The organism is Kosakonia sp. YIM B13588, from assembly GCF_042788165.1.
Classification (GTDB): Bacteria; Pseudomonadota; Gammaproteobacteria; order Enterobacterales; family Enterobacteriaceae; genus Kosakonia; species Kosakonia sacchari.
Window position 1 is genome coordinate 17,079 of record NZ_JBHZPO010000008.1, and the last position, 20,386, is coordinate 37,464.

The 20,386-nt window shown below is 51.3% G+C and carries 22 protein-coding genes and 3 tRNA genes; 12 read left to right on the plus strand and 13 right to left on the minus strand.

The genetic code is table 11. The features are described from left to right. Positions 1-88: 88 nt before the first annotated feature. The 4 genes from ACFX4U_RS14565 to ACFX4U_RS14580 form a co-directional block, all read right to left on the minus strand. Complete coding sequence (locus ACFX4U_RS14565) at positions 89-517, minus strand: organic hydroperoxide resistance protein (RefSeq protein WP_313507795.1); 429 nt, start codon at positions 515-517, stop codon at positions 89-91. A gap of 83 nt (positions 518-600) precedes the next feature. Continuing rightward, on the minus strand, positions 601-1,056 hold the full coding sequence (locus tag ACFX4U_RS14570; RefSeq protein ID WP_305737168.1) for a MarR family winged helix-turn-helix transcriptional regulator: 456 nt from the start codon (positions 1,054-1,056) through the stop codon (positions 601-603). Positions 1,057-1,391: 335 nt separating this feature from the next. Then, positions 1,392-1,865, minus strand: a complete 474-nt coding sequence (locus ACFX4U_RS14575; RefSeq protein ID WP_017457822.1) for a threonine/serine exporter — start codon at positions 1,863-1,865, stop codon at positions 1,392-1,394. After that, positions 1,856-2,632, minus strand: coding sequence for a threonine/serine exporter ThrE family protein (locus ACFX4U_RS14580; protein ID WP_200552733.1), 777 nt, complete (start codon positions 2,630-2,632; stop codon positions 1,856-1,858). Before ACFX4U_RS14580 ends, ACFX4U_RS14575 begins: the two co-directional genes overlap by 10 nt. Positions 2,633-3,165: 533 nt before the next feature. Here ACFX4U_RS14580 and ACFX4U_RS14585 point away from each other — a divergent pair. Continuing rightward, complete coding sequence (locus ACFX4U_RS14585) at positions 3,166-3,888, plus strand: response regulator transcription factor (RefSeq protein ID WP_200552732.1); 723 nt, start codon at positions 3,166-3,168, stop codon at positions 3,886-3,888. 11 nt (positions 3,889-3,899) lie between these two features. Next, positions 3,900-4,520 (plus strand): DNA-binding transcriptional activator BglJ, encoded by a 621-nt coding sequence (gene bglJ, locus ACFX4U_RS14590; RefSeq protein WP_017457825.1) that lies wholly within the window; start codon positions 3,900-3,902, stop codon positions 4,518-4,520. Between the two features lie 51 nt (positions 4,521-4,571). Here bglJ and ACFX4U_RS14595 read toward each other — a convergent pair whose 3' ends face one another. Further along, positions 4,572-5,030 (minus strand): YbaK/EbsC family protein, encoded by a 459-nt coding sequence (locus ACFX4U_RS14595; protein ID WP_017457826.1) that lies wholly within the window; start codon positions 5,028-5,030, stop codon positions 4,572-4,574. A 338-nt stretch (positions 5,031-5,368) separates the two neighbouring features. On the opposite strand from ACFX4U_RS14595, the gene ACFX4U_RS14600 reads away from it, so the two are divergent. Next, complete coding sequence (locus tag ACFX4U_RS14600) at positions 5,369-6,709, plus strand: PTS sugar transporter subunit IIC (RefSeq protein WP_289892317.1); 1,341 nt, start codon at positions 5,369-5,371, stop codon at positions 6,707-6,709. A 43-nt stretch (positions 6,710-6,752) separates the two neighbouring features. Here the strand turns inward: ACFX4U_RS14600 and fhuF are convergent, their stop codons facing one another. Both fhuF and ACFX4U_RS14610 read right to left on the minus strand, forming a co-directional pair. Next, complete coding sequence (gene fhuF / locus ACFX4U_RS14605; RefSeq protein WP_313507794.1) at positions 6,753-7,541, minus strand: siderophore-iron reductase FhuF; 789 nt, start codon at positions 7,539-7,541, stop codon at positions 6,753-6,755. 102 nt (positions 7,542-7,643) lie between these two features. Continuing rightward, complete coding sequence (locus ACFX4U_RS14610) at positions 7,644-8,708, minus strand: GGDEF domain-containing protein (protein ID WP_017457829.1); 1,065 nt, start codon at positions 8,706-8,708, stop codon at positions 7,644-7,646. A 217-nt stretch (positions 8,709-8,925) separates the two neighbouring features. Between ACFX4U_RS14610 and ACFX4U_RS14615 the strand changes: the two genes are divergently transcribed. After that, positions 8,926-9,198, plus strand: a complete 273-nt coding sequence (locus tag ACFX4U_RS14615) for a DUF1435 domain-containing protein (RefSeq protein ID WP_313507793.1) — start codon at positions 8,926-8,928, stop codon at positions 9,196-9,198. Positions 9,199-9,230: 32 nt separating this feature from the next. On the opposite strand, the gene ACFX4U_RS14620 is transcribed toward ACFX4U_RS14615, so the two are convergent. The 4 genes from ACFX4U_RS14620 to rsmC all read right to left on the minus strand — a co-directional run bounded on the left by ACFX4U_RS14620 (position 9,231) and on the right by rsmC (position 10,747). After that, positions 9,231-9,317, minus strand: a tRNA-Leu gene (locus ACFX4U_RS14620). Positions 9,318-9,348: 31 nt separating this feature from the next. Continuing rightward, a tRNA-Leu gene (locus tag ACFX4U_RS14625) sits at positions 9,349-9,435 on the minus strand. A gap of 28 nt (positions 9,436-9,463) precedes the next feature. Next, positions 9,464-9,550, minus strand: a tRNA-Leu gene (locus tag ACFX4U_RS14630). 168 nt (positions 9,551-9,718) lie between these two features. Then, a complete protein-coding gene (gene rsmC, locus ACFX4U_RS14635) occupies positions 9,719-10,747 on the minus strand; it encodes a 16S rRNA (guanine(1207)-N(2))-methyltransferase RsmC (RefSeq protein WP_305737163.1) in 1,029 nt (342 codons plus the stop codon). Positions 10,748-11,372: 625 nt separating this feature from the next. On the opposite strand from rsmC, the gene ACFX4U_RS14640 reads away from it, so the two are divergent. The 8 genes from ACFX4U_RS14640 (at position 11,373) to ACFX4U_RS14675 (ending at position 17,830) form a co-directional block, all read left to right on the plus strand. Then, positions 11,373-11,786 (plus strand): DNA polymerase III subunit psi, encoded by a 414-nt coding sequence (locus tag ACFX4U_RS14640; RefSeq protein WP_313509077.1) that lies wholly within the window; start codon positions 11,373-11,375, stop codon positions 11,784-11,786. After that, positions 11,755-12,195: a ribosomal protein S18-alanine N-acetyltransferase gene (rimI, locus tag ACFX4U_RS14645; RefSeq protein WP_200552726.1), complete on the plus strand. Its 441-nt coding sequence runs from the start codon at positions 11,755-11,757 to the stop codon at positions 12,193-12,195. Before ACFX4U_RS14640 ends, rimI begins: the two co-directional genes overlap by 32 nt. A gap of 12 nt (positions 12,196-12,207) precedes the next feature. Continuing rightward, positions 12,208-12,885 (plus strand): pyrimidine 5'-nucleotidase, encoded by a 678-nt coding sequence (gene yjjG, locus ACFX4U_RS14650; protein WP_313509071.1) that lies wholly within the window; start codon positions 12,208-12,210, stop codon positions 12,883-12,885. Positions 12,886-12,976: 91 nt separating this feature from the next. Further along, positions 12,977-14,566 carry a peptide chain release factor 3 gene (gene prfC, locus ACFX4U_RS14655; RefSeq protein ID WP_313509069.1) on the plus strand — a complete coding sequence of 530 codons (1,590 nt, stop codon included), beginning with the start codon at positions 12,977-12,979 and terminating at the stop codon, positions 14,564-14,566. A gap of 384 nt (positions 14,567-14,950) precedes the next feature. Beyond that, the gene (osmY, locus tag ACFX4U_RS14660) at positions 14,951-15,568 is read left to right on the plus strand and encodes a molecular chaperone OsmY (protein WP_020456462.1); all 618 of its coding nucleotides are present in this window, start codon (positions 14,951-14,953) and stop codon (positions 15,566-15,568) included. Positions 15,569-15,698: 130 nt separating this feature from the next. Further along, the gene (locus ACFX4U_RS14665) at positions 15,699-15,860 is read left to right on the plus strand and encodes a DUF1328 domain-containing protein (RefSeq protein WP_007373037.1); all 162 of its coding nucleotides are present in this window, start codon (positions 15,699-15,701) and stop codon (positions 15,858-15,860) included. Between the two features lie 120 nt (positions 15,861-15,980). Continuing rightward, a complete protein-coding gene (locus ACFX4U_RS14670) occupies positions 15,981-17,051 on the plus strand; it encodes a patatin family protein (protein ID WP_313509063.1) in 1,071 nt (356 codons plus the stop codon). Next, on the plus strand, positions 17,048-17,830 hold the full coding sequence (locus tag ACFX4U_RS14675; protein WP_305737159.1) for a TatD family hydrolase: 783 nt from the start codon (positions 17,048-17,050) through the stop codon (positions 17,828-17,830). The genes ACFX4U_RS14670 and ACFX4U_RS14675 overlap by 4 nt, the downstream gene beginning before the upstream one ends. On the opposite strand, the gene ACFX4U_RS14680 is transcribed toward ACFX4U_RS14675, so the two are convergent. Beyond that, positions 17,819-18,682, minus strand: coding sequence for a YjjW family glycine radical enzyme activase (locus ACFX4U_RS14680; protein ID WP_313509059.1), 864 nt, complete (start codon positions 18,680-18,682; stop codon positions 17,819-17,821). The two genes, ACFX4U_RS14675 and ACFX4U_RS14680, sit on opposite strands and share 12 nt — an antisense overlap. Next, entirely contained in the window at positions 18,654-20,204 is a 1,551-nt protein-coding gene (locus ACFX4U_RS14685) for a YjjI family glycine radical enzyme (RefSeq protein WP_380218402.1), read from the minus strand. Before ACFX4U_RS14685 ends, ACFX4U_RS14680 begins: the two co-directional genes overlap by 29 nt. Between the last annotated feature and the right edge of the window lie 182 nt (positions 20,205-20,386).

Here is a 20,386-nt window from a genome sequence, read left to right on the forward strand (position 1 = left end):
GTAACACAGTGAGCACAAAGGGCAGTACAGCATGAAAAAGCCGGGTTTCCCCGGCTTGTTACTTTCCGAAAACGTTGGCTTTTGTGCGTTACGCAATGATATTCAGCGTAACGTCGATGTTGCCGCGAGTAGCGTTGGAGTAAGGGCAAACAATATGCGCGGCATCGACCAGTTTTTTGGCTTCAGCGGCGTCCATTCCCGGCAGATGAATATTCAGTTTGGCTTCGATACCAAAGCCGGTCGGCAAAGGGCCGATACCCACTTCGCCTTCGATAAACGCATCTTTCGGCATGCTGATTTTGTCGCGACCGGCGACAAATTTCATCGCGCCGAGGAAGCACGCGGAGTAGCCCGCAGCAAACAGCTGTTCCGGGTTAGTGACTTCGCCACCAGCGCCACCCATCTCTTTCGGCACGCCCAGTTTGACATCCAGTACGCCGTCGGAAGAGATTGCGCGGCCATCACGGCCTCCGGTTGCTTTGGCTTTGGCTCTATAAACAACTTTTTCTAAAGACATGGCAGGTTCCTTATTATCTAGAGTGTTTGCTATAAAGTAGTGTGCTATTTTGTTGCTGGAAATAAACTCCCTGCAAAGGGAGTTTATGCCCGTTGAAACTGTTGGCGAAGCCGTTCCAGTTGCTGCTTGATATCGGCAAGCGTTGCGCTATCACAAGCCATTGCACAGCCGATTGCTTCCGGAATCGATGTCGCTTGCTGCTGTAGTTCACGCCCGCTTTCGCTTAAGGTGATCACCACCTGGCGTTCATCCTGGCGCGAACGTTGACGACGAATCAGGCCTGCGCTTTCCAGACGCTTCAGCAGCGGCGTTAGTGTGGCGGAGTCGAGATACAGGCGCTCGCCAATTTCCGATACCGTAATGTCATCTTTCTCCCACAGCACCAGCATCACCAGATATTGCGGGTAGGTGAGATTCATCGGTGCCAGTAGCTGCCGGTAGAGCTTATGCAGCGCCAGATTTGTTGAGTAAAGTGCAAAACAAAACTGGTTATCTAACGCGAGCTGCGCATTCGCGGTTGGAGTCGATGTCTTCTTCATGGGATTGAATATAGATAGTGCGCGATTTTATTGCAAGTTATTTTTTACGAAAAAGCATGCGCGCGAGAATTTGCCGTCGTTTCAGCATGGTAGTGGCGCTTCGTAACCAGAACCGGGGTTTTTGCAAAAAAGGTGCGAGGTAGCCTGGAGCATCGATCACGTGAAAACGAACATTACTCGTTGTGTTTGGTAAATCGCTGTTTTGGTAAAGAATTCTAGTTGCATCATGGAATTACGCAGCACGTTACGCAATAGCAGTAAGCCTCTTCGTCAACATTGCCGCCACGGAATTCCAGCTTTATTAGAGGTGGAGTTCTGTGGCGGTAGAAAACAGATCATACGCGGGGGCGTTTTCGATAAATCCACAGCCCAGGAATCGACAGGCCAATAGAGAGTGCACCGACTATCGACGATGCTTTCAGGAAGTTCGTTAACAGCAAAATCATCAGTTCTTCGCTGTAGCCAAAATGGCCGATCTTGACTGCCGAAATCATCGCGGTATAGGCGGAAATGCCCGGAAACATCGGGATCACCGCCGCCACGGTAAAGACTTTCGGGTGCGCCAGATACCAGCGTGACCAGTGAATGCCAATTGAGCCGACCAGCATTGAGGCGGCAAAAGTTGACCATTCGATGTTGAATCCCCAGTGCACCATGGCGAAGCGCGAACCATGACCAATCGCGCCAAGCAGTGCGCACCAGGGTAGAGCGCGATGCGGCACGTTGAATACCATGGCAAAGCCAACGGCAGGGATGGCCGCCAGTAACATATCCTGCGCCAGTGCCAGGATGAACAAAATCACATCCATCCGCGTAACCCCCACAGTGTCATTGCCATTACCACCCCAATACAGGTGGCAAGCGTTAATAAGCTGGCGATAGCCCAGCGCGCAAGCCCCGTATTGATATGCCCTTTAAACATATCGGCAACCGAATTAATCAACGGAAATCCAGGCACTAAAAGCAAAACGCTGGCAGCCATGGCAACAGTGGATGATTGCAGGAACGCAGGTAGCGTCAGCATTAAACCGGAAACCGTAGTGGCGACAAAAGCAGTGATACAAAAGTTGATTTGCGGATGTAAGTGGCGACCCGCCAGAACCAGGCGGACATACATTGCGACACTACTGGCGCAAAAAGTGATAAAAGCACCATCCCAGCCGCCATTATTGAGCTTGCAAAAGCAGGCGCAGGAGAGACCCACCATCAGCGTGACCAGCCAGCGCGGGTAGCGTAAGGGTTTGACCTGAGCGAAGCGCTTCTCGACGTCTTTGCAATCCAATAACTTATGTTCGGTGAGGATGACAATATGCTGAACTTCCGTCACCACGTGCATATTGATGCCGCGATCGCTATTTTTGCGGGTCGATGTCAGGCACATTCCATCTTTAATCGTGGTAAGGACAATGGCATTGGAAGAAATCGAGCTCTCAACACTGTCCATGCCCAGCGCCAGTCCCAGACGCGTTGAAAGCTCCTCAACCAGCGCGCTCTCTGCGCCGTGCTGTAACAAAAAAAGGCCACACTGAATACACAGCCGCGTAATGGCCCGCTGTGATGACTGGTCTGTTTGCATGATTACCCTGGTATTGTTGCACTGGCGCTCACGAAGGGTGGAGCGGAAAGCCTATTTTTAGCACAGGACAAGGGCGGGATGGCGCTAAGAAAGATCAAGAATTGTGCATTAAATCACGCTTGTTCGTGTTCAAAAGGAGATCTTCTCGCGTGTTAAGAATGAAGTAATAACGGAAAAGAAACAGCAGATTTTTTTCTGCTTAGCTGAGAATAATGATGAAGTTAGCGTTAATAAGATCTTATATATTATTTAAGATAATTTTTTTTCCCTTATCTCTATATGTTCGGGCTATTTTAAATTTCTTATTTTATTATTAATAATGAATCGGATGTTTTAATACGCATTGTGTAATGTTGACACGCTACTTGTGGATATTATAATTCAGTACATTATATTTATCGCCATTCATAAATTGTGCCAATTTTATGGTGGCTGCATCAAAACGGTGTTGCTACTTTACGCAATATGAGTATTAACTGAGTAAATACTTATAAATAAGGTTGATAGAACGCGCAAATGGAAGCGGAGGGTTTATGCTATCGAAAGACGGCAATCAGGGGATTATCATCAGCAAAACGCCGGTACTTAGGGTCGGGATTGGCGGCATTCTTGAGCGGCATTTCCCAGAATATGCACTCAATTATTATTCATCAGTGGAAGAGGTTGCACCGCTTAAATTAAAATGTGCCAGATTGATAATCACTGATTTATCGGGGGAACAGCGTTATGCCAGAAAAAGCTGTCAGCAATATTATTCACTGTTCCCTCAATGCGATAACGCACGCTGGCTATTCTTCGTCTCGCGCAGCCTCTATCCTGTGGCAGCTGAGCTTCTTATGCAGCCCAAAACGACATTGCTTGCGGATGTGGAACCGATCGAGGGTGTAATTGACGCCATTCGTAATGGGCATAAGGATGTTGAAAATATTAGCCAAACCTTATTGACTTCAGGATGGCATAAACACAACGACAATTCTTTTTCGAACGCAATGTTAACGTTGTCTGAGCGAAAAGTGTTACGTCTCCTCGGAAAAGGGTGGGGGATTAATCAAATCGCCACACTGCTTAAAAAAAGTAATAAGACAGTCAGTGCGCAAAAGAATAGCGCAATGCGGCGGTTATCACTACGTAGTAACGCAGATTTGTATACATGGATTAATAGCAGCCAGGGAATGAAACAGCTGGATTTTGGTACAGCGGACGGAGAACATAATGAATGGAAAATACCAGGAAGAAGGGAAATATTGCCATCATAGAAAAATGCATAATGAGCGGGGAGGGCCTACGACATTTATTTGATGAATCTGCTATTAATCACTATCGATTTTATTTTTTTAAAGACCATTCGGCGTTTCGGCAGGCGCTGAAACAGACTTCGTTTTTTTCCGTCATCTATTCCCTTTTTGGTCAGCGGAAAGAGCGGCTGGAATGCCTGATGTGTCTGCATTTACTCTCCCTTTCTCATCCAGGAATGCAACGCATAGTATTAGCGGGAGATAACCGTGAAGCACGGCTGGTTGGGCATCTTTCACCCTCACGGTTGCACGGGATATTGAGTAAATCATCGCCACTTGCTGTGCTACTGGAGGAGTTGGTCACGTTGTTTGGTGAAACGCGGCGCATTAACGAAAACATGATTAATCATTGGTATGTGAGCCAGTGTCGTATGCTCAGCCCGACAGAAAGGGAAATTCTGAACTATATGACGCGGGGTTTTTCTGTTGCCGAGATTGCATCGCAGCTGGATCGTAATGTGAAAACGATTCGGGCGCATAAATTCAACGCGATGGCAAAGCTGGGGGTCACATCAGATGTCGGTTTGCTTGATGCGGCGGATATTCTGACATGGAAGCCGCCCTGCGCGCGCGCTGCGTCTGAATTAATGTAAAAGGGGTTTTGGGAACTGGCGCCAGGTTCTGCCTGGCGCTTTGTTACGCAATTACAGACACACATCAATCCATTTCGCGCGGGTTAACTCTGCCATTCTGTCGGGAGAAATACGAATCGCGCTGTGAATCGCTCCCGCCGCCGGTAACACTTCCTGATAGCGTTTTAACGACACGTCACAATACACCTGTAATGGGTTTTCCAGACCAAACGGGCAGACACCACCAACTGGATGACCGGTAATGGTGACAACTTCGTCACTGCTTAGCATCCGGGCTTTCGCGCCAAAGGTATTTTTTAGTTTTTTATTATCAAGGCGAGCATCACCTTTCGCGACGACCAATATCACTTCGTTTTTTACTTTTAACGACAGCGTCTTTGCGATTTGCCCTGGTTCGACATTATGCGCGGCGGCGGCCAGTGCCACAGTCGCTGTGCTTTGGTTAAGTTCAATAATATCGATGTCGGGGGCGTTATCGGCAAAGAACTGCCGCACGGACTGCAAACTCATGATGTTCTCCAGCAAATGACCGCCATTAATCTGTCACAAGCCTGTTATGCATGTAAATAACCGGACATAACAAACATCTTACTGCCAGATTCTCGATCCTCTTCACAATCGCGGAAACCGGTTACAGTAACCGGTTGCAGTGTTAACAAGCCGGGTTAATACTCATTTTGTCATTTCCCTCTGTTCATAAAATTAAAAAGAGCCGTCTATGAAACCTACTCAACGTTGCTGTAATGCTGGTTCGAAAACCTGCATGGTTTCACGTCAAAAACATGGATCGCTGCACGGCAGAACGGTTGCTGATGCGCTTACTTTGTTAGCCTGATAGGAGATCTACTATGTCTGCCAACCATGCTGCGTTTAATCTTATTTTCCGGTTTATAGAAAATTATGTCAGTCCGGTAGCCGGACGCATCTCTTCCCAGCGTCATGTTATGGCGATTCGCGACGGTTTTATCTCTGCGATGCCGTTTATGATTGTGGGCTCATTCTTGCTGGTGTTTGCTTACCCTCCATTTTCGCCAGACACGACCTGGGGTTTTGCCCGTACATGGCTGGACCTGGCGAAGCAGTATGAAGGGCGGATCCTTACGCCTTTTGATATGACGATGGGCATTATGTCTATCTATATCTGTGCGGCGATTGCTTACAACCTCGGTAAACATTATGTGAAGTCGCATCAGCTGGATCCATTTATGTGCGCGATGCTGTCACTGATGGCGTTTTTACTGGTCGCCGCGCCGAAAACCAACGGCACATTACCGGTGGATAGCCTGGGCGGTACCGGTATTTTTACCGCGATCCTGGTGGCTATTTACTGCGTGGAAATGATGCGTTTTCTGAAAGCGCACAATATAGGTATCCGCTTGCCTGACCAGGTGCCGCCAATGATCAAAAACTCTTTTGATTTGCTGATCCCGGTTCTGGTCGTGGTGCTTACCCTTTATCCGCTGAGTCTGCTCATTCAGACGCAGTTCAATATGCTGATCCCGCAAGCCATTATGGCGCTGTTTAAACCACTGGTTGCGGCGGCGGACTCGTTGCCCGCGATTTTACTGGCGGTGCTCATCGGCCATTTGTTGTGGTTTGCCGGTATCCATGGCGCGGCGATTGTTTCCGGGATGCTGCAGATGTTCTGGTTAACAAACCTCGGGCTTAACCAGAGCGCGCTGGCGCAAGGTGCGCCGTTACCGCATATCTTTATGGAAGCGTTCTGGACTTTCTTTATTGTTATTGGCGGATCCGGGGCGACCATGGGGCTGGTGTTCTGCTACTTGCGTAGCCGCTCGGTGCATTTGCGTTCGATCGGGCGTTTGAGCGTAGTGCCGAGTTTGTTCAACATCAACGAGCCAGTTATTTTCGGTACTCCCATTGTAATGAACCCTGTGTTCTTTATCCCATTCCTGCTGGCTCCGACTCTTAATGCGATTATTGCCTGGGCGGCAATGAAACTGGATCTGATTGGTCGGGTCATTTCGGTCGTGCCCTGGACAGCGCCAGCGCCGATTGGCGGGGCATGGGCGTTAGGTTGGGATTTCCGCGCGGCGATTCTTGTCGTTCTGCTGGCCTGTGTGTCAGCGGTGATTTATTACCCGTTCTTCAAAGTGTATGAGAAACAGTTGCTGGAACAGGAAGCAGAAGAGGCACAACGCGCAGAGGAAGATAAGCAGGTTGCGTGATAGTGTCGAATAAAAACGAAGAGGGCGATTTATCGCCCTCTCCTTATTTCAGCGTACAGTCACCGCACTGCTGAACATCCGGCAGGCGATAGCGCTGGCAACAAGTACGACGTACCAGCGCGCCGTCGCGCAGAACAACTGTGCGCCACAAAGGGTTATCACTGCCGTCAGCGAGCTGCTTTTCGAAAAAGCAAAGCTGGCGAAGCGCGGCGACACGCGTTTCACCTAGTTTTGCGATGAGTTCCCCCAGGCACCAGTTAATCAGATAACCGGTATTGCTCCAGATAAGTTTACCGTTGATATCGCCGGTGGTTTCCAGCGCCTGCACAACCGGGAGCATCGCCTGTGTCGTTAATGCACAAATCCGCTGTGCATCGTTATATGACGACAACTTAGTATCCCGTTGCACATCAATCCAGAAACACGCGGCGCGGCCGGTTTCATGGAACTCGACATGAAAATGTTCCGGGGAGAGGTCAATGGCGTTTTTTTGCGTCAGCAACGTCAATAATAGTGGCGGCACCAGCAACCCGAGATACCACTGCGCCCATAGCGACAGCAACGGTTTGTTTTCACGCGGCTGCGTTAATTGGTTACGGTAAATATGATCGGAGTAGGTAGCGATAAGTGACTGCAATGCCGCAGGGCGTGACCACTCAGCCAGCGTCATTGCCGTATACGGCGCGGGTTCATTCAGTCGAATAAAATCGAGCAAATATTCGCGAGTGCTGGCGATAGTTCCCCGCATGGCATTCGCCAGCGAATCGCGCTCATCAGTGAGTCGGCTTCGCCAGATAATGTTTTCGGTGATCGATGCGGTGCGATAAGTCATAGCGCCAGCCGATAGGAAATCTAAATGATAATGATTGCCAATCCTAGCTAGAGGTAAAATCGATAGCAACAATTTTATCGTAAAGTTAGCGTCAACCACGCCTCAAGCGACTTGCAGCTCGCCACTCACGAGAATGTTGTTACGACCTAAATGTTTGGCTTCATATAACGCTTTATCGGCGAGCGAAAGCGCCGCATCAATATCGTGGTCGACAAGTGGCGCAATCCCGATGCTGATCGTGACGTTCGTGGCGACGCTTTCGTTAAACATATGTGGGATTTTTAAATCGTACACTTTCTGACGAATGCGCTCTCCGGTAAGGCGCGCCTGTTCGACATCGACATTATTTAGCAGGATCATAAATTCTTCGCCGCCAAACCGCGCGACGATATCACGGGAGCGTACAGCGTCGCGTAAAGCGGCAGAAACGCGGATAAGCGCCTGATCGCCCATCATATGGCCGTAGTGGTCGTTATAGGCTTTGAAGTGATCAATATCGAGCAGCAGGACGAAACGCGAGCTCTCATCGACGGCCAGCAAATTATTGAGTTTGTGTTGCAAACCACGACGGTTATACAGGCCGGTTAGCGGGTCAAGCATGCTTAGATCGTTGAGCGTTTTGCGCTCCTGCATCAGGCGGTTCATCAGCGCAAGAGCAAAACTATCATTACGTTTTTGGATCGCATGCTGGATAGAGATGCCCAGCACCGGTAACGCAAAGGTGTAAATAAGCCTGATTGCGCTTTCTCCTTCGTTCAACCACAGACATGTCACGAATACGGGCAAAGAGTGCAGCAAAAAGGCGACAATGTTATTTGAAAAAGCGATCGAGCCGATAAAAAGCACACTTAGCAAGGCAATAAGCAGGTAGGTGGAGGCGTTGTCATTGAGTAACCTGACTTTGGTTATCACATGCCATGCCCACAAGCAGCCAAATATAAGGGAGATGAATGTGATATTGATTTTTATTTTTGGATAACACTTTTGCCAGACGGGCAGCACAATGCTCGCCGCGAAGATAGCGCATACGGGAAACGTGAACGCGCGCTGATTGTAGAGCGGCAGAGCAATAGAGAACAAAGCTGAGATTGCGTTGAGCAGTAAAAAGAGTCGTAGGGACAATCGATATCTCTTATTACATAGAGATTGCCAGGTTTGTAATGTCATACCTAAAAATCGTTATTTATCCGCAATATACTACTGCGCTATGAGTCAAAAGAAAAAAGAAGTAACGCAATGAAACTGTCATTGCGAAAAATTAGTGATTTGGATTTAGATTTAAGCAGCGCTTAATTTATCACCTTCCTGAATGACTGTCATTAGATGATGAGTAATCTTCATACGACCGTATGGCCGCTGGCTGACAATTGAGAAAAGATATCATATGATATTGGTTATCATTATCGATTTGAGAGATGAAACCATGTTGCAGCGAGCGCTGGGAAGTGGCTGGGGAATTGTCTTGCCTGGAGTGATTGTTGCTGTGCTGATGTTGGCGGATTTATCAGTCAATGCGTGGCGAATGGTGATTTTTCTGGGCTTATTACTGACACCCGTCATGCTTTACCATAAGCGTTTACGCCATTTTATTTTATTGCCTTCAGGCGTTGCACTGGTTGGCGCAATGATGCTGATGAATTTAAAGATGATGGTGTAGCAGGGAGTGATTCAGGGAGAGAATAAGATATCTGGTGCGAGGGGGGGGACTTGAACCCCCACGTCCGTAAGGACACTAACACCTGAAGCTAGCGCGTCTACCAATTCCGCCACCTTCGCACAGTCATCTTACTTTTTGATATCGCCTCGTTGGTGCGAGGGGGGGGACTTGAACCCCCACGTCCGTAAGAACACTAACACCTGAAGCTAGCGCGTCTACCAATTCCGCCACCTTCGCACAGTGCGAGCAATATCAACGTGGTTTATGGTGCGAGGGGGGGGACTTGAACCCCCACGTCCGTAAGGACACTAACACCTGAAGCTAGCGCGTCTACCAATTCCGCCACCTTCGCATACCATCGATACTCTTGAAGTATCGTTACCACGGAGGCGCATTCTAGATGTTTTCAACTTTTCGTCAATAGTTAATTGCACAGACTGAGGCTGATCGCTGTAAAAATGGACGCGGCGTGGCGAGGTAGTGAAATTTGCCCGATGAATGATTCCACCGGGCCTGCGGGTTACTTTAACGCCTGGCGCGTCATTACCGTACGGTACACTTTGAATCGACCTGTCTGCGCGATGACTTCATGGAAACCAAACGTTTGATCCAGCACGTCCGGGTAAGGCAGGAAGGCGTTCGCAACAATGCGCAGCTCGCCGCCGCTGTTCAGATGGCGTACCGCACCGCGAATCAGTGTTTGCGCGGCTTCCTGGCTGGTTTGCAAACCATCATGGAATGGCGGATTGGAGATGATCATATCAAAGCGGCCCGTGACTTCGGAGAAGACGTTGCTGGCGAAAACATCACCTTCAAAACCGTTCGCCGCAAGCGTTGCGCGGCTGGCTTCTACCGCCGGGGCGGAAACATCGCACAGCGTCAGGCGCACTTTCGGCGAGTGGCTGGCCAGTACCGTTGCGAGCACACCCGCGCCACAGCCCACATCCAACACTTTCCCCTTGGTATGCGGCGTAAGCGTCGACAGCAGAAGTTGGCTACCGACATCCAGACCGTCGCGGCTAAATACGCCCGGCAGGGTTTTAATCGTCAGATTATCCAGCGTGTATTCGCCCCAGAAACTGTTCGGATCGAACGTCGGTTGCTTCTCCAGACGACCGTGATACAGCCCACAGCGGCGGGCGCTATCGACTTTATTCAGCGGACAAAACTCAGCCAGCATCTGCTCGGCACTGCGCACACCGCTACGGTTTTCACCTACCACAAAAATATCGGTGCCTACCGGCAGCAGCGACAGCAGGTTCATCAACTGAAACAGGGCTTCCGGTTTATTTTTCGGCCAGTAATAAATAAGCGTGTCGCTGTCGCCGACGGTCTCGCTATCGGCCACCAGGCTATAACGGGCGTGTTCAGCCATCTGCTGGCTTAAGGTCTGCCACTGATGGAATTGTTGCGTCCAGGCACGGCTTTCTGCGGTGTCCAGGCGAGCGGGCAGGTCATCCTGCAAATCGCCGGCAAATAAAATACGGCCTGGTTCGAAATCGTCACTGTGGCGCAGCAAGACTTCACTTGCCGGGGTATAAGCAGACATGAATGGTTCCTCTTTAAATTCAGGCGGCGATTATACACGTTATCCTTCAAACTGCCTCTTTGTTGGCTGCGTCTTCGTCCCCCAGTCACTTACTTATGTAAGCTCCTGGGGAGCCTCATTCTTGCCGCCTCGACGCAGTGTGAATGATTTTGTGTATACACGTTATCCTTCAAACTGCCTCTTTGTTGGCTGCGTCTTCGTCCCCCAGTCACTTACTTATGTAAGCTCCTGGGGAGCCTCATTCTTGCCGCCTCGACGCAGTGTGAATGATTTTGTGTATACACGTTATCCTTCAAACTGCCTCTTTGTTGGCTGCGTCTTCGTCCCCCAGTCACTTACTTATGTAAGCTCCTGGGGAGCCTCATTCTTGCCGCCTCGACGCAGTGTGAATGATTTTGTGTATACACGTTATCCTTCAAACTGCCTCTTTGTTGGCTGCGTCTTCGTCCCCAGTCACTTACTTATGAAAGCTCCTGGGGAGCCTCATTCTTGCCGCCGCGATGCAGTGTGAATGATTTTGTGTATGCCCGTTATCTTTCGCGCGGCCTCTTTACTGGCTGCGTGTTGATGGCGCAATTTCGTCGAGTTTGTTATATTTGCGCGCCTGATACAGGAGTGTTTCACGATGACTTCCCGACGCGACTGGCAATTACAGCAACTGGGCATTACCCAGTGGACCTTGCGACGCCCGGCTGCGCTGCAGGGCGAAATTGCTATTTCGCTGCCTGCGCATATCCGGTTGGTGATGGTTTCACCAACATTGCCGACGCTGAGCGATCCATTGGTCAGCGACGTGCTGCGCGCGCTAACCGTGACGGAAGATCAAGTTCTCCAGTTGACGCCCGATCGCGTCGCCATGTTACCGCCCGAAAGCCAGTGCAACAGCTGGTGGTTGGGTATTGAAGCGCAGCAGGCGCTGGCGGGCGCTCAGATAGCGACGCCGATGGTCGATGAGCTACGCACAAACCCTGCGGCTCGCGCCGCGTTATGGCAACAAATCTGCGAACATGAACACGATTTCTTCCCTCAGCACGGCTGATTTAGCCCGCGCATATCAAATAGAAACACAGGCGCATGCCTTCCCCTGGAGCGAAAAAACGCTGGCCAGCAATCAGGGAGAACGCTATCTCAACTATCGGCTGATGGTCGGAAATGAAATGGCTGCATTTGCCATTACCCAGGTGGTGCTCGACGAAGCCACGCTGTTTAACATCGCCGTTGATCCGGCCTGGCAGCGTAAAGGGCTGGGGCGCCAGTTGCTGGAACATCTGATTCATGAACTGGAAGTGCGCGACGTGCTGACGCTGTGGCTGGAAGTTCGCGCCTCTAATGTTGGCGCTATTGCACTGTACGAAAGTTTAGGTTTTAACGAAGCGACCATTCGCCGTAACTATTACCCCACTGCCAATGGGCGTGAAGACGCGATAGTGATGGCTTTAGCAATTTAAAAAGGTGATGTAATGAAATGGGACTGGATACTCTTTGATGCTGACGAAACGCTGTTTACCTTTGATGCGTTTGGTGGCTTACAACGGATGTTTCTTGACTATAGCGTGACATTCACCGATCAGGATTTTGCAGAATATCAATCGGTTAACAAACCGCTGTGGGTGGATTACCAGAACGGTGCCATCAGCGCATTGCAGTTGCAGACCCAGCGCTTTCAGAGCTGGTCTGAACGCCTGAACGTTCCCGCCGGTTCGCTTAACGACGCATTTCTGAATGCGATGGCCGAAATCTGCGCGCCGCTGCCCGGCGCTGTATCATTACTGAACAGCCTCAAAGGCCAGGCGAAACTCGGCATCATCACTAACGGTTTCACTGCCTTGCAGCAAATTCGCCTGGAGCGCACCGGCCTTCGCGACTTTTTTGATTTATTAGTGATTTCCGAAGAAGTCGGCGTGGCGAAGCCCGATGCGAAGATTTTTGATTACGCGCTGCAAAAAGCGGGTAACCCGGATCGTGCGCGCGTGCTGATGGTTGGCGATACGGCTGAATCCGACATTCTGGGCGGCATTAACGCCGGGCTTTCGACCTGCTGGCTGAATGCGCACGATCGCGCGCTGCCTGAAGGCATCAACCCGACCTGGACCGTCACGTCCCTGAACGAACTGGAGCAACTCCTGTGTAAACATTGATTGTCTGCACTCCGCCGTTGAGTACAATAGCCGCATTTTTCGTATTTCATCGCGAGGCCTCAGGCCGCGCAATTACACAGAAGATTTCATTATGACGTTGTCTCCTTATTTACAAGAGGTAGCAAAGCGCCGCACGTTCGCTATCATCTCGCACCCCGATGCCGGTAAAACCACCATCACTGAAAAGGTGCTGCTGTTCGGACAGGCGATTCAAACCGCCGGTACGGTAAAAGGCCGCGGCTCCAGCCAGCATGCAAAATCCGACTGGATGGAGATGGAAAAGCAGCGTGGTATCTCTATTACCACCTCCGTGATGCAGTTCCCGTATAAAACCAGCCTGGTCAATCTGCTGGATACCCCGGGGCACGAAGACTTCTCCGAAGATACTTACCGCACTCTGACGGCGGTGGACTGCTGCCTGATGGTTATCGATGCGGCAAAAGGGGTTGAAGATCGGACCCGTAAGCTGATGGAAGTTACTCGTCTGCGCGATACGCCGATCCTGACCTTTATGAACAAACTTGACCGTGACATCCGCGATCCGATGGAGCTGCTGGATGAAGTGGAAAACGAGCTGAAGATCGCCTGCGCGCCGATTACCTGGCCGATTGGCTGCGGTAAGTTGTTCAAGGGCGTTTATCACCTCTATAAAGATGAAACCTACCTGTACCAAACAGGGCAGGGTCACACTATCCAGGAAGTGCGCATCGTTAAAGGTCTGAACAACCCGGATCTGGATAACGCCGTGGGCGAAGACCTGGCGAAACAGCTGCGCGATGAGCTGGAGCTGGTGCAGGGCGCATCGAACGAGTTCGATAAAGAGCTGTTCCTGAGCGGCGAAATCACACCGGTCTTCTTTGGTACCGCGCTGGGTAACTTTGGTGTTGATCATATGCTGGATGGTCTGGTGGAATGGGCGCCTGCGCCAATGCCGCGGAAAACAGACACCCGTGAAGTGAAAGCAGATGATGATAAATTCACCGGCTTTGTCTTTAAAATTCAGGCCAACATGGACCCGAAACACCGCGACCGCGTGGCGTTTATGCGCGTGGTTTCTGGTCGTTATGAAAAGGGCATGAAGTTGCGCCAGGTGCGCACCGGCAAAGATGTGGTTATCTCTGACGCGCTGACCTTTATGGCTGGCGACCGTTCGCATGTAGAAGAAGCCTACCCGGGTGACATTATTGGTCTGCATAACCACGGTACGATCCAGATTGGTGACACCTTCACTCAGGGCGAGATGATGAAGTTCACCGGTATTCCGAACTTCGCACCAGAGCTGTTCCGCCGGATCCGTCTGCGTGACCCGCTGAAGCAAAAACAGCTGCTCAAAGGCCTGGTTCAGCTTTCAGAAGAGGGCGCGGTGCAGGTGTTCCGCCCCATCGCTAACAACGATCTGATTGTCGGCGCGGTGGGTGTGCTGCAGTTTGACGTGGTGGTTTCCCGTCTGAAGAGTGAATACAACGTGGAAGCGGTGTATGAGTCTGTGAACGTGGCGACAGCACGCTGGGTTGAAAGTACTGACGTGAAGAAATTCGAGGAATTCAAACGTAAGAACGAAATGCAGCTGGCGCTCGATGGCGGTGATAACCTGACCTACATCGCCCCAACGATGGTAAACCTGAATCTGACGCAGGAACGCTATCCGGAAGTCACTTTCCACAAAACTCGCGAGCATTAATCCTTCTGCAGAGCACGGTTTACGCCGTGCTCTGTCACTTCTCCTGTCTAATTAGCCCCTTGCGGATTGTTCTTAAAACCCGTCATTTCGCCTCCATTTGTTCGTTTTTCACCCACCTGACCATGATTTTTGTCGATTGTGATCTATATTTAACAAAGTGATGACAAATCGGGTGGGTAAAAGTCCTGTTCAATGCGTGAAGTAGAGTCTTTTATCCATTCATTTCTTCACAAAGGAATATTAACAACTGCTTTAGCGCGATGTGCGACGGGATTGTAAACGCGCCATCAGTTGCTGAATTGGGTGGTTTTCACCACAGCAGTAGAGCGGCACGCGTTGCTGCTTGTGGCCCAAATAGTGGGCAAACCAACAGGAAGAACATCGATGACTATGAAAAAACTGACTATTTCCAAAACTCTGCTGGCCGTAATGCTGGGCTCTGTTCTGGCAAGTGGTTCCGCATTCGCTGCGGAGACTACCACCGACAAAGCGCAAAATGCTGCTTCCAGTGCAGGGGAATCAATCGATAGCTCAATGAATAAAGTCGGTGGTTTCATGGATGACAGCACCATCACCGCGAAAGTCAAAGCGGCGCTGGTGGATCATGAAGACATTAAAAGCACTGATATCTCCGTGAAAACGGACAAAAAAGTGGTCACGCTGAGCGGCTTTGTTGAAAGCCAGGCGCAGGCAGAAAAAGCCGTCTCCGTCGCGAAAGGCGTCGAGGGCGTGGCTTCTGTGAGCGATAAGCTGCATGTGCGTGACGGCAAAAACAAGACCATGAAAGGTTATGCGGGTGATACCGCAACAACCAGTGAAATCAAAGCAAAACTGCTGGCCGACGATGTTGTCCCTTCCCGTAAGGTGAAGGTTGAAACCACCGATGGCGTGGTGCAGTTGTCCGGTACCGTAGATTCACAAGCACAAAGTGAACGCGCTGAAAGTATCGCCAAAGCAATCGACGGCGTTAAAAGCGTGAAGAACGATCTCAAAGTGAAGTAACTAATCCTGAAAACGTCACTACCCGGTGCAAACCGGGTATGACAAGCACGTACCAGGAAAAACATCGCCGGTGGGCATCCTGAGCGCTCACCTTAAGCGGTTGAAATTAACTATGGTAAAGGAGAGTTTTATGTTTCGTTGGGGCATTATATTTCTGGTTATCGCGTTAATTGCCGCCGCACTGGGCTTTGGTGGTCTTGCGGGTACGGCAGCAGGGGCCGCGAAAATTGTCTTTATCGTCGGTATTATCCTGTTCCTCGTCAGCCTGTTTATGGGTCGTCGGCGTCCATAGCGTATTACACGCTTAAATTTCGGTTACATTAAAGCCAGTCCTTGTGACTGGCTTTGCTGTTTCGGCTGCGGGAAAAGTGCGCTACTTTGAGATATTCAGCGCATCAATAAGGAAAGCAGAGTGGGCCAGCATATTCCCGTTACGCTCGGCAACATCGCGCCGCTGGCGTTAAAACCCTTTCGTCCGGGTCGTCTTGCACTCGTATGCGAGGGCGGTGGACAGCGAGGCATTTTTACCGCCGGGGTTCTGGACGAATTTATGCGTGCAGAATTTAATCCTTTCGATCTCTATTTCGGCAGTTCTGCCGGTGCGCAAAACCTTTCCGCTTATGTCTGCAATCAACCAGGCTACGCACGTAAAGTGATAATGCGCTACACCACGTCGCGGGAATTTTTCAATCCGGTGCGCTTTGTGCGCGGTGGCAACCTTATCGATCTCGACTGGCTGGTAGAATCAACCTCAAGCCAGATGCCGCTGGCAATGGACTACGCCGCGCGGGCTTTTGATGCGGGCAAAGCGTTTTATATGTGCGCCTGTCGGCAGGATGATTACTCCGCAGCCTATTTTTCCCCTACTCACCAGACATGGCTCGATTTGATTCGTGCTTCCAGTGCGATCCCCGGTTTTTATCGTCCGGGCGTGATGCTTGATGGCATTAATTATCTCGACGGCGGTGTCAGTGATGCCATTCCGGTGCAGGAGGCGGCAAAACGCGGTGCGAACACGATTGTGGTGATCCGTACCGTACCGTCACAAATGTACTACACGCCCCAGTGGTTCAAACGAATGGAACGCTGGCTGGGAGAGAGCAGCCTTCAATCCTTAATCAATCTGGTGCAGCACCATGAGAAAAGTTACCTGGCGATCCAACGCTTTATTGAAACGCCGCCGGGCAAACTGCGTATCTTTGAAATTTATCCACCTAAGTTGCTGAACAGTATGGCGCTGGGCAGTCGTTTACCGGCCCTACGCGAGGATTATAAAATCGGGCGTTTGTGCGGGCGCTATTTCCTGGCGACGGTGGGAAAATTGCTGGCGGAAACCCCGCCGCTGGTGCGCCATTCGCCGATTATTACGCCTGCGACGCGTGTTGTTCCACCGGCCGCGGTGGCCAACGACGCGCTGGATACGCCGCTGGTCAGCGTCGTGCAGGCCAACGATTTACCCATCAATAAAGAGGATACGGCGTGAGTTTCCGCTTTATCGACACCCACTGTCATTTCGATTTCCCGCCTTTTACCGGCGATGAGGCTGCGAGTATCGCCCGTGCGGGCGACGCTGGCGTGGAGCGCATTATTGTTCCGGCGATCGCCGCTCGTTATTTCGAGCGTGTTTGCCACTTAGCACGCCAGCATACCGCACTCTACGCCGCGCTCGGGCTACATCCGATAGTGATTGAAGAACACAGTGAGGAAAGCCTGCGACAGCTCGAACAGATACTCGCGGCGAAACCCGAGAAAGTGGTGGCGATAGGGGAGATTGGCCTTGATCTTTACCGCGACGATCCGCAGTTTGAGCGTCAACAGCAGATGTTAGACGCGCAACTAAAATTGGCAAAACGCTTTGAACTGCCGGTGATCCTCCATTCACGCCGTACGCATGACAAGCTGGCGATGCATTTAAAAAAACATGATTTACCCCGCCGTGGCGTGGTGCATGGTTTTGCCGGTAGCCTGCAACAGGCGCAGCGCTTTGTTGAGCTGGGTTATTGCATCGGCGTGGGCGGCACCATTACCTACCCGCGCGCCAGTAAAACCCGTGACGTAATGGCGCAGTTGCCGCTTTCTGCATTGCTGCTGGAAACGGATGCGCCGGATATGCCGCTCAATGGTTTTCAGGGCCAGCCCAATCGGCCTGAGCGGGCTGCGCAAGTGTTCGACATATTATGCGAGTTACGCCGCGAAGCGCCGGATGTCATCGCGCACGCGCTGCTGGAAAATACGCAGCGGCTCTTTGCGCTACAGATATAGCGCCGGGCGCAGCACGGTTTTCACGCCCCGATCCTGTAGCGCCTGCGCCAGCGGTTCCACATCTTCTGGCGTGGCGTTGCGCCATGTCTGCGCCTCGCCATACACGCCATGGGCATGAAAAGCGTTTAGGCGCACCGGCACCTCGCCGAGTTGATGAATAAAGGCTGTCAGCGCATCGATATGCGCCAGATAATCGCTCTGTTCCGGGATCACCAGCAGGCGCAACTCCGCTAATTTCTTCTCTGCCGCCAGTAGCCGCAGGCTGGCTTTCACCTGCACGTTATCCCGTCCGGTGAGAAAACGGTGCCGCGCGTTATCCCAGGCCTTGAGATCGATCATTGCGCCGTCGCAGACCGGCAACAGCTTACGCCAGCCGGTTTCACTGAGCAGGCCGTTACTGTCCACCAGACAATTCAAATGGCGCAGTTGCGCGTCATGGCGCAATGCACAGAACAGCGCATGCAGAAACGGTAGTTGTAGCGTTGCTTCGCCGCCGCTGACAGTGATGCCTTCAATAAATAGCGCCACTTTGCGGATCTGCGCCACAACCTGTTCAACCGTCATACTCTGCGCCATCGGCGTGGCGTGCTGCGGGCACATGCGCAGGCAAGTGTCGCACTGTTCGCAACGCGTTGCGTTCCATTGCACTTGCCCTCCATTGAAGGAGAGCGCGTGTTGTGGGCAACCCGCTACACAGTCGCCGCAGTGGTTGCAGCGCCCGATAGTCCACGGGTTATGGCAATTTTTACAGCGCATATTGCAGCCCTGTAAAAACAGCGCCAGTCGGCTGCCTGGTCCGTCCACGCAGGAGAACGGGAGGATTTTACTGACGAAAGCGCATCTGCTGTTCATGGCTGACCACGCGGGGTTGTCGTTCCAGAATATGCGTGTTACGCGCCGCCTCTTCACCCAGCCAGGTGGTATTGGTGCGTGAGCCTTCGGTGCGGAATTTCTTGAGATCCGACAGGCGCACCATATAACCGGTGACGCGAACCAGATCGTTACCGGCTACGTTAGCGGTGAATTCGCGCATGCCAGCTTTAAACGCGCCAAGGCAGAGCTGGACAAGCGCTTGTGGGTTGCGTTTCACCGTTTCATCGAGGGTCAAAATATCGCTGATCCCGGCTTGATACCACGCGTGATGCGGTGCGACGGTGAGCAGATGGGTAATCGGATCCGGTTCATCGCCATAAGGTAGCCGCGCGCCTGGCGTGGTATCGGTGTCGGAGCTGATGCCCGATTGCGCATGGAGCATGGCGCGCTGTCGCCAGCCGTGTTTTACCGGCGTGTTTGCCACAAAGCTCGCCAGTTGTTCACTGATGCGGTAACCGAGCGCGTTGGCCTGCTCATCATTGCCGTAGCGCCCGGCAATACCGGCTTTTTCGCACAGCGTATTGACCGCTTCTGCCAGCCCATACATACCAAACATGGGCACAAAACGGTCAGCAGAAATCAGCCCTTCCTGCACCAGGAAGCTATGCTCAAAGAAACCGGATTGTTGATACAGAAAATCGCAGCGGGCATCGATAATTGCTATTTGCTGCTGGCAATAGTGCGGTAACTGATGGGTGAAAAAGTCCTCCAGCGACGCGCTGCGTTCAGCGATCACTTTCAGATTGAGGCGTACCAGCGTACTGCCGCCACCGCCCAGCGGCAGAGAGTTATAGCAACTCACAATGCCGTAGCCACCTTTTGTGAAAATATTATCATGCACCGGACCGTTGGCGATGTGCGGTTTGCTGCACTCGCAGATATTACTCGCCACCTCCAGTAGCAGGTTGTCTGGCGTAATATCCGGGTCATAGATAAAGGTTAAGTTTGGCGCAACCTGCTTGAGTTCTGCATCCGCACGCAAAATGGCACGCGTGATGGGGGTATCGAATGGGCCAATATTGGCATGCATAAAGGCGTCTGGCAGCGTTCTGTCGAGGTAGCGCCAGAAACGTTTTATGCGGATATCGATCTCCTGTTGTGTTAGAATTCTAACATATGGTTGTAGCAGGGCATCAAGCTGGCCGAGATAGACAGGCATTGATGTTACTGATGGAACATGGTGGTAGAGGATCGTCAGCAACGAGAGAGCATCATCGAGATCTTTTGCCCCTTCCAACTCCAGCCAGGAAGAACCGTTAGCGAGAAACTTGGCGTAATCCGGCAGTACATAACGCGGTTTGTAGGGGGCGTGGCCCTCAAACATATCGCAAATGGCGCCCTCATCAAGTGCTGCGCGTGCCGCTTGTGGCAACGCCGGATAGGGAAGGGCGTTTTCCGCTTCCAGCGCCAGGAAGTGGCGCTTTTGTTCCGGTGTGAGCGTTGGACTGGTAACAATTTGCTGGCAGTGTGACAGCAATGAAGGATCAACAGACGGGGACATCATCGTTCCTCTTCTTTCCTTAAGTGATGGCGTTGAGTGTACGGAGCCTGTTGTTTGTCACTTTTGATCCTGTCCCCTGTCAGCGCAATCATTACTGATGTGAATTTAAAAGTTTGATCAATGTCCCATTATGGTTTTGCAAACGTGCATTTGGTTTTCATTAACTGTGATGGGTGTCGAAG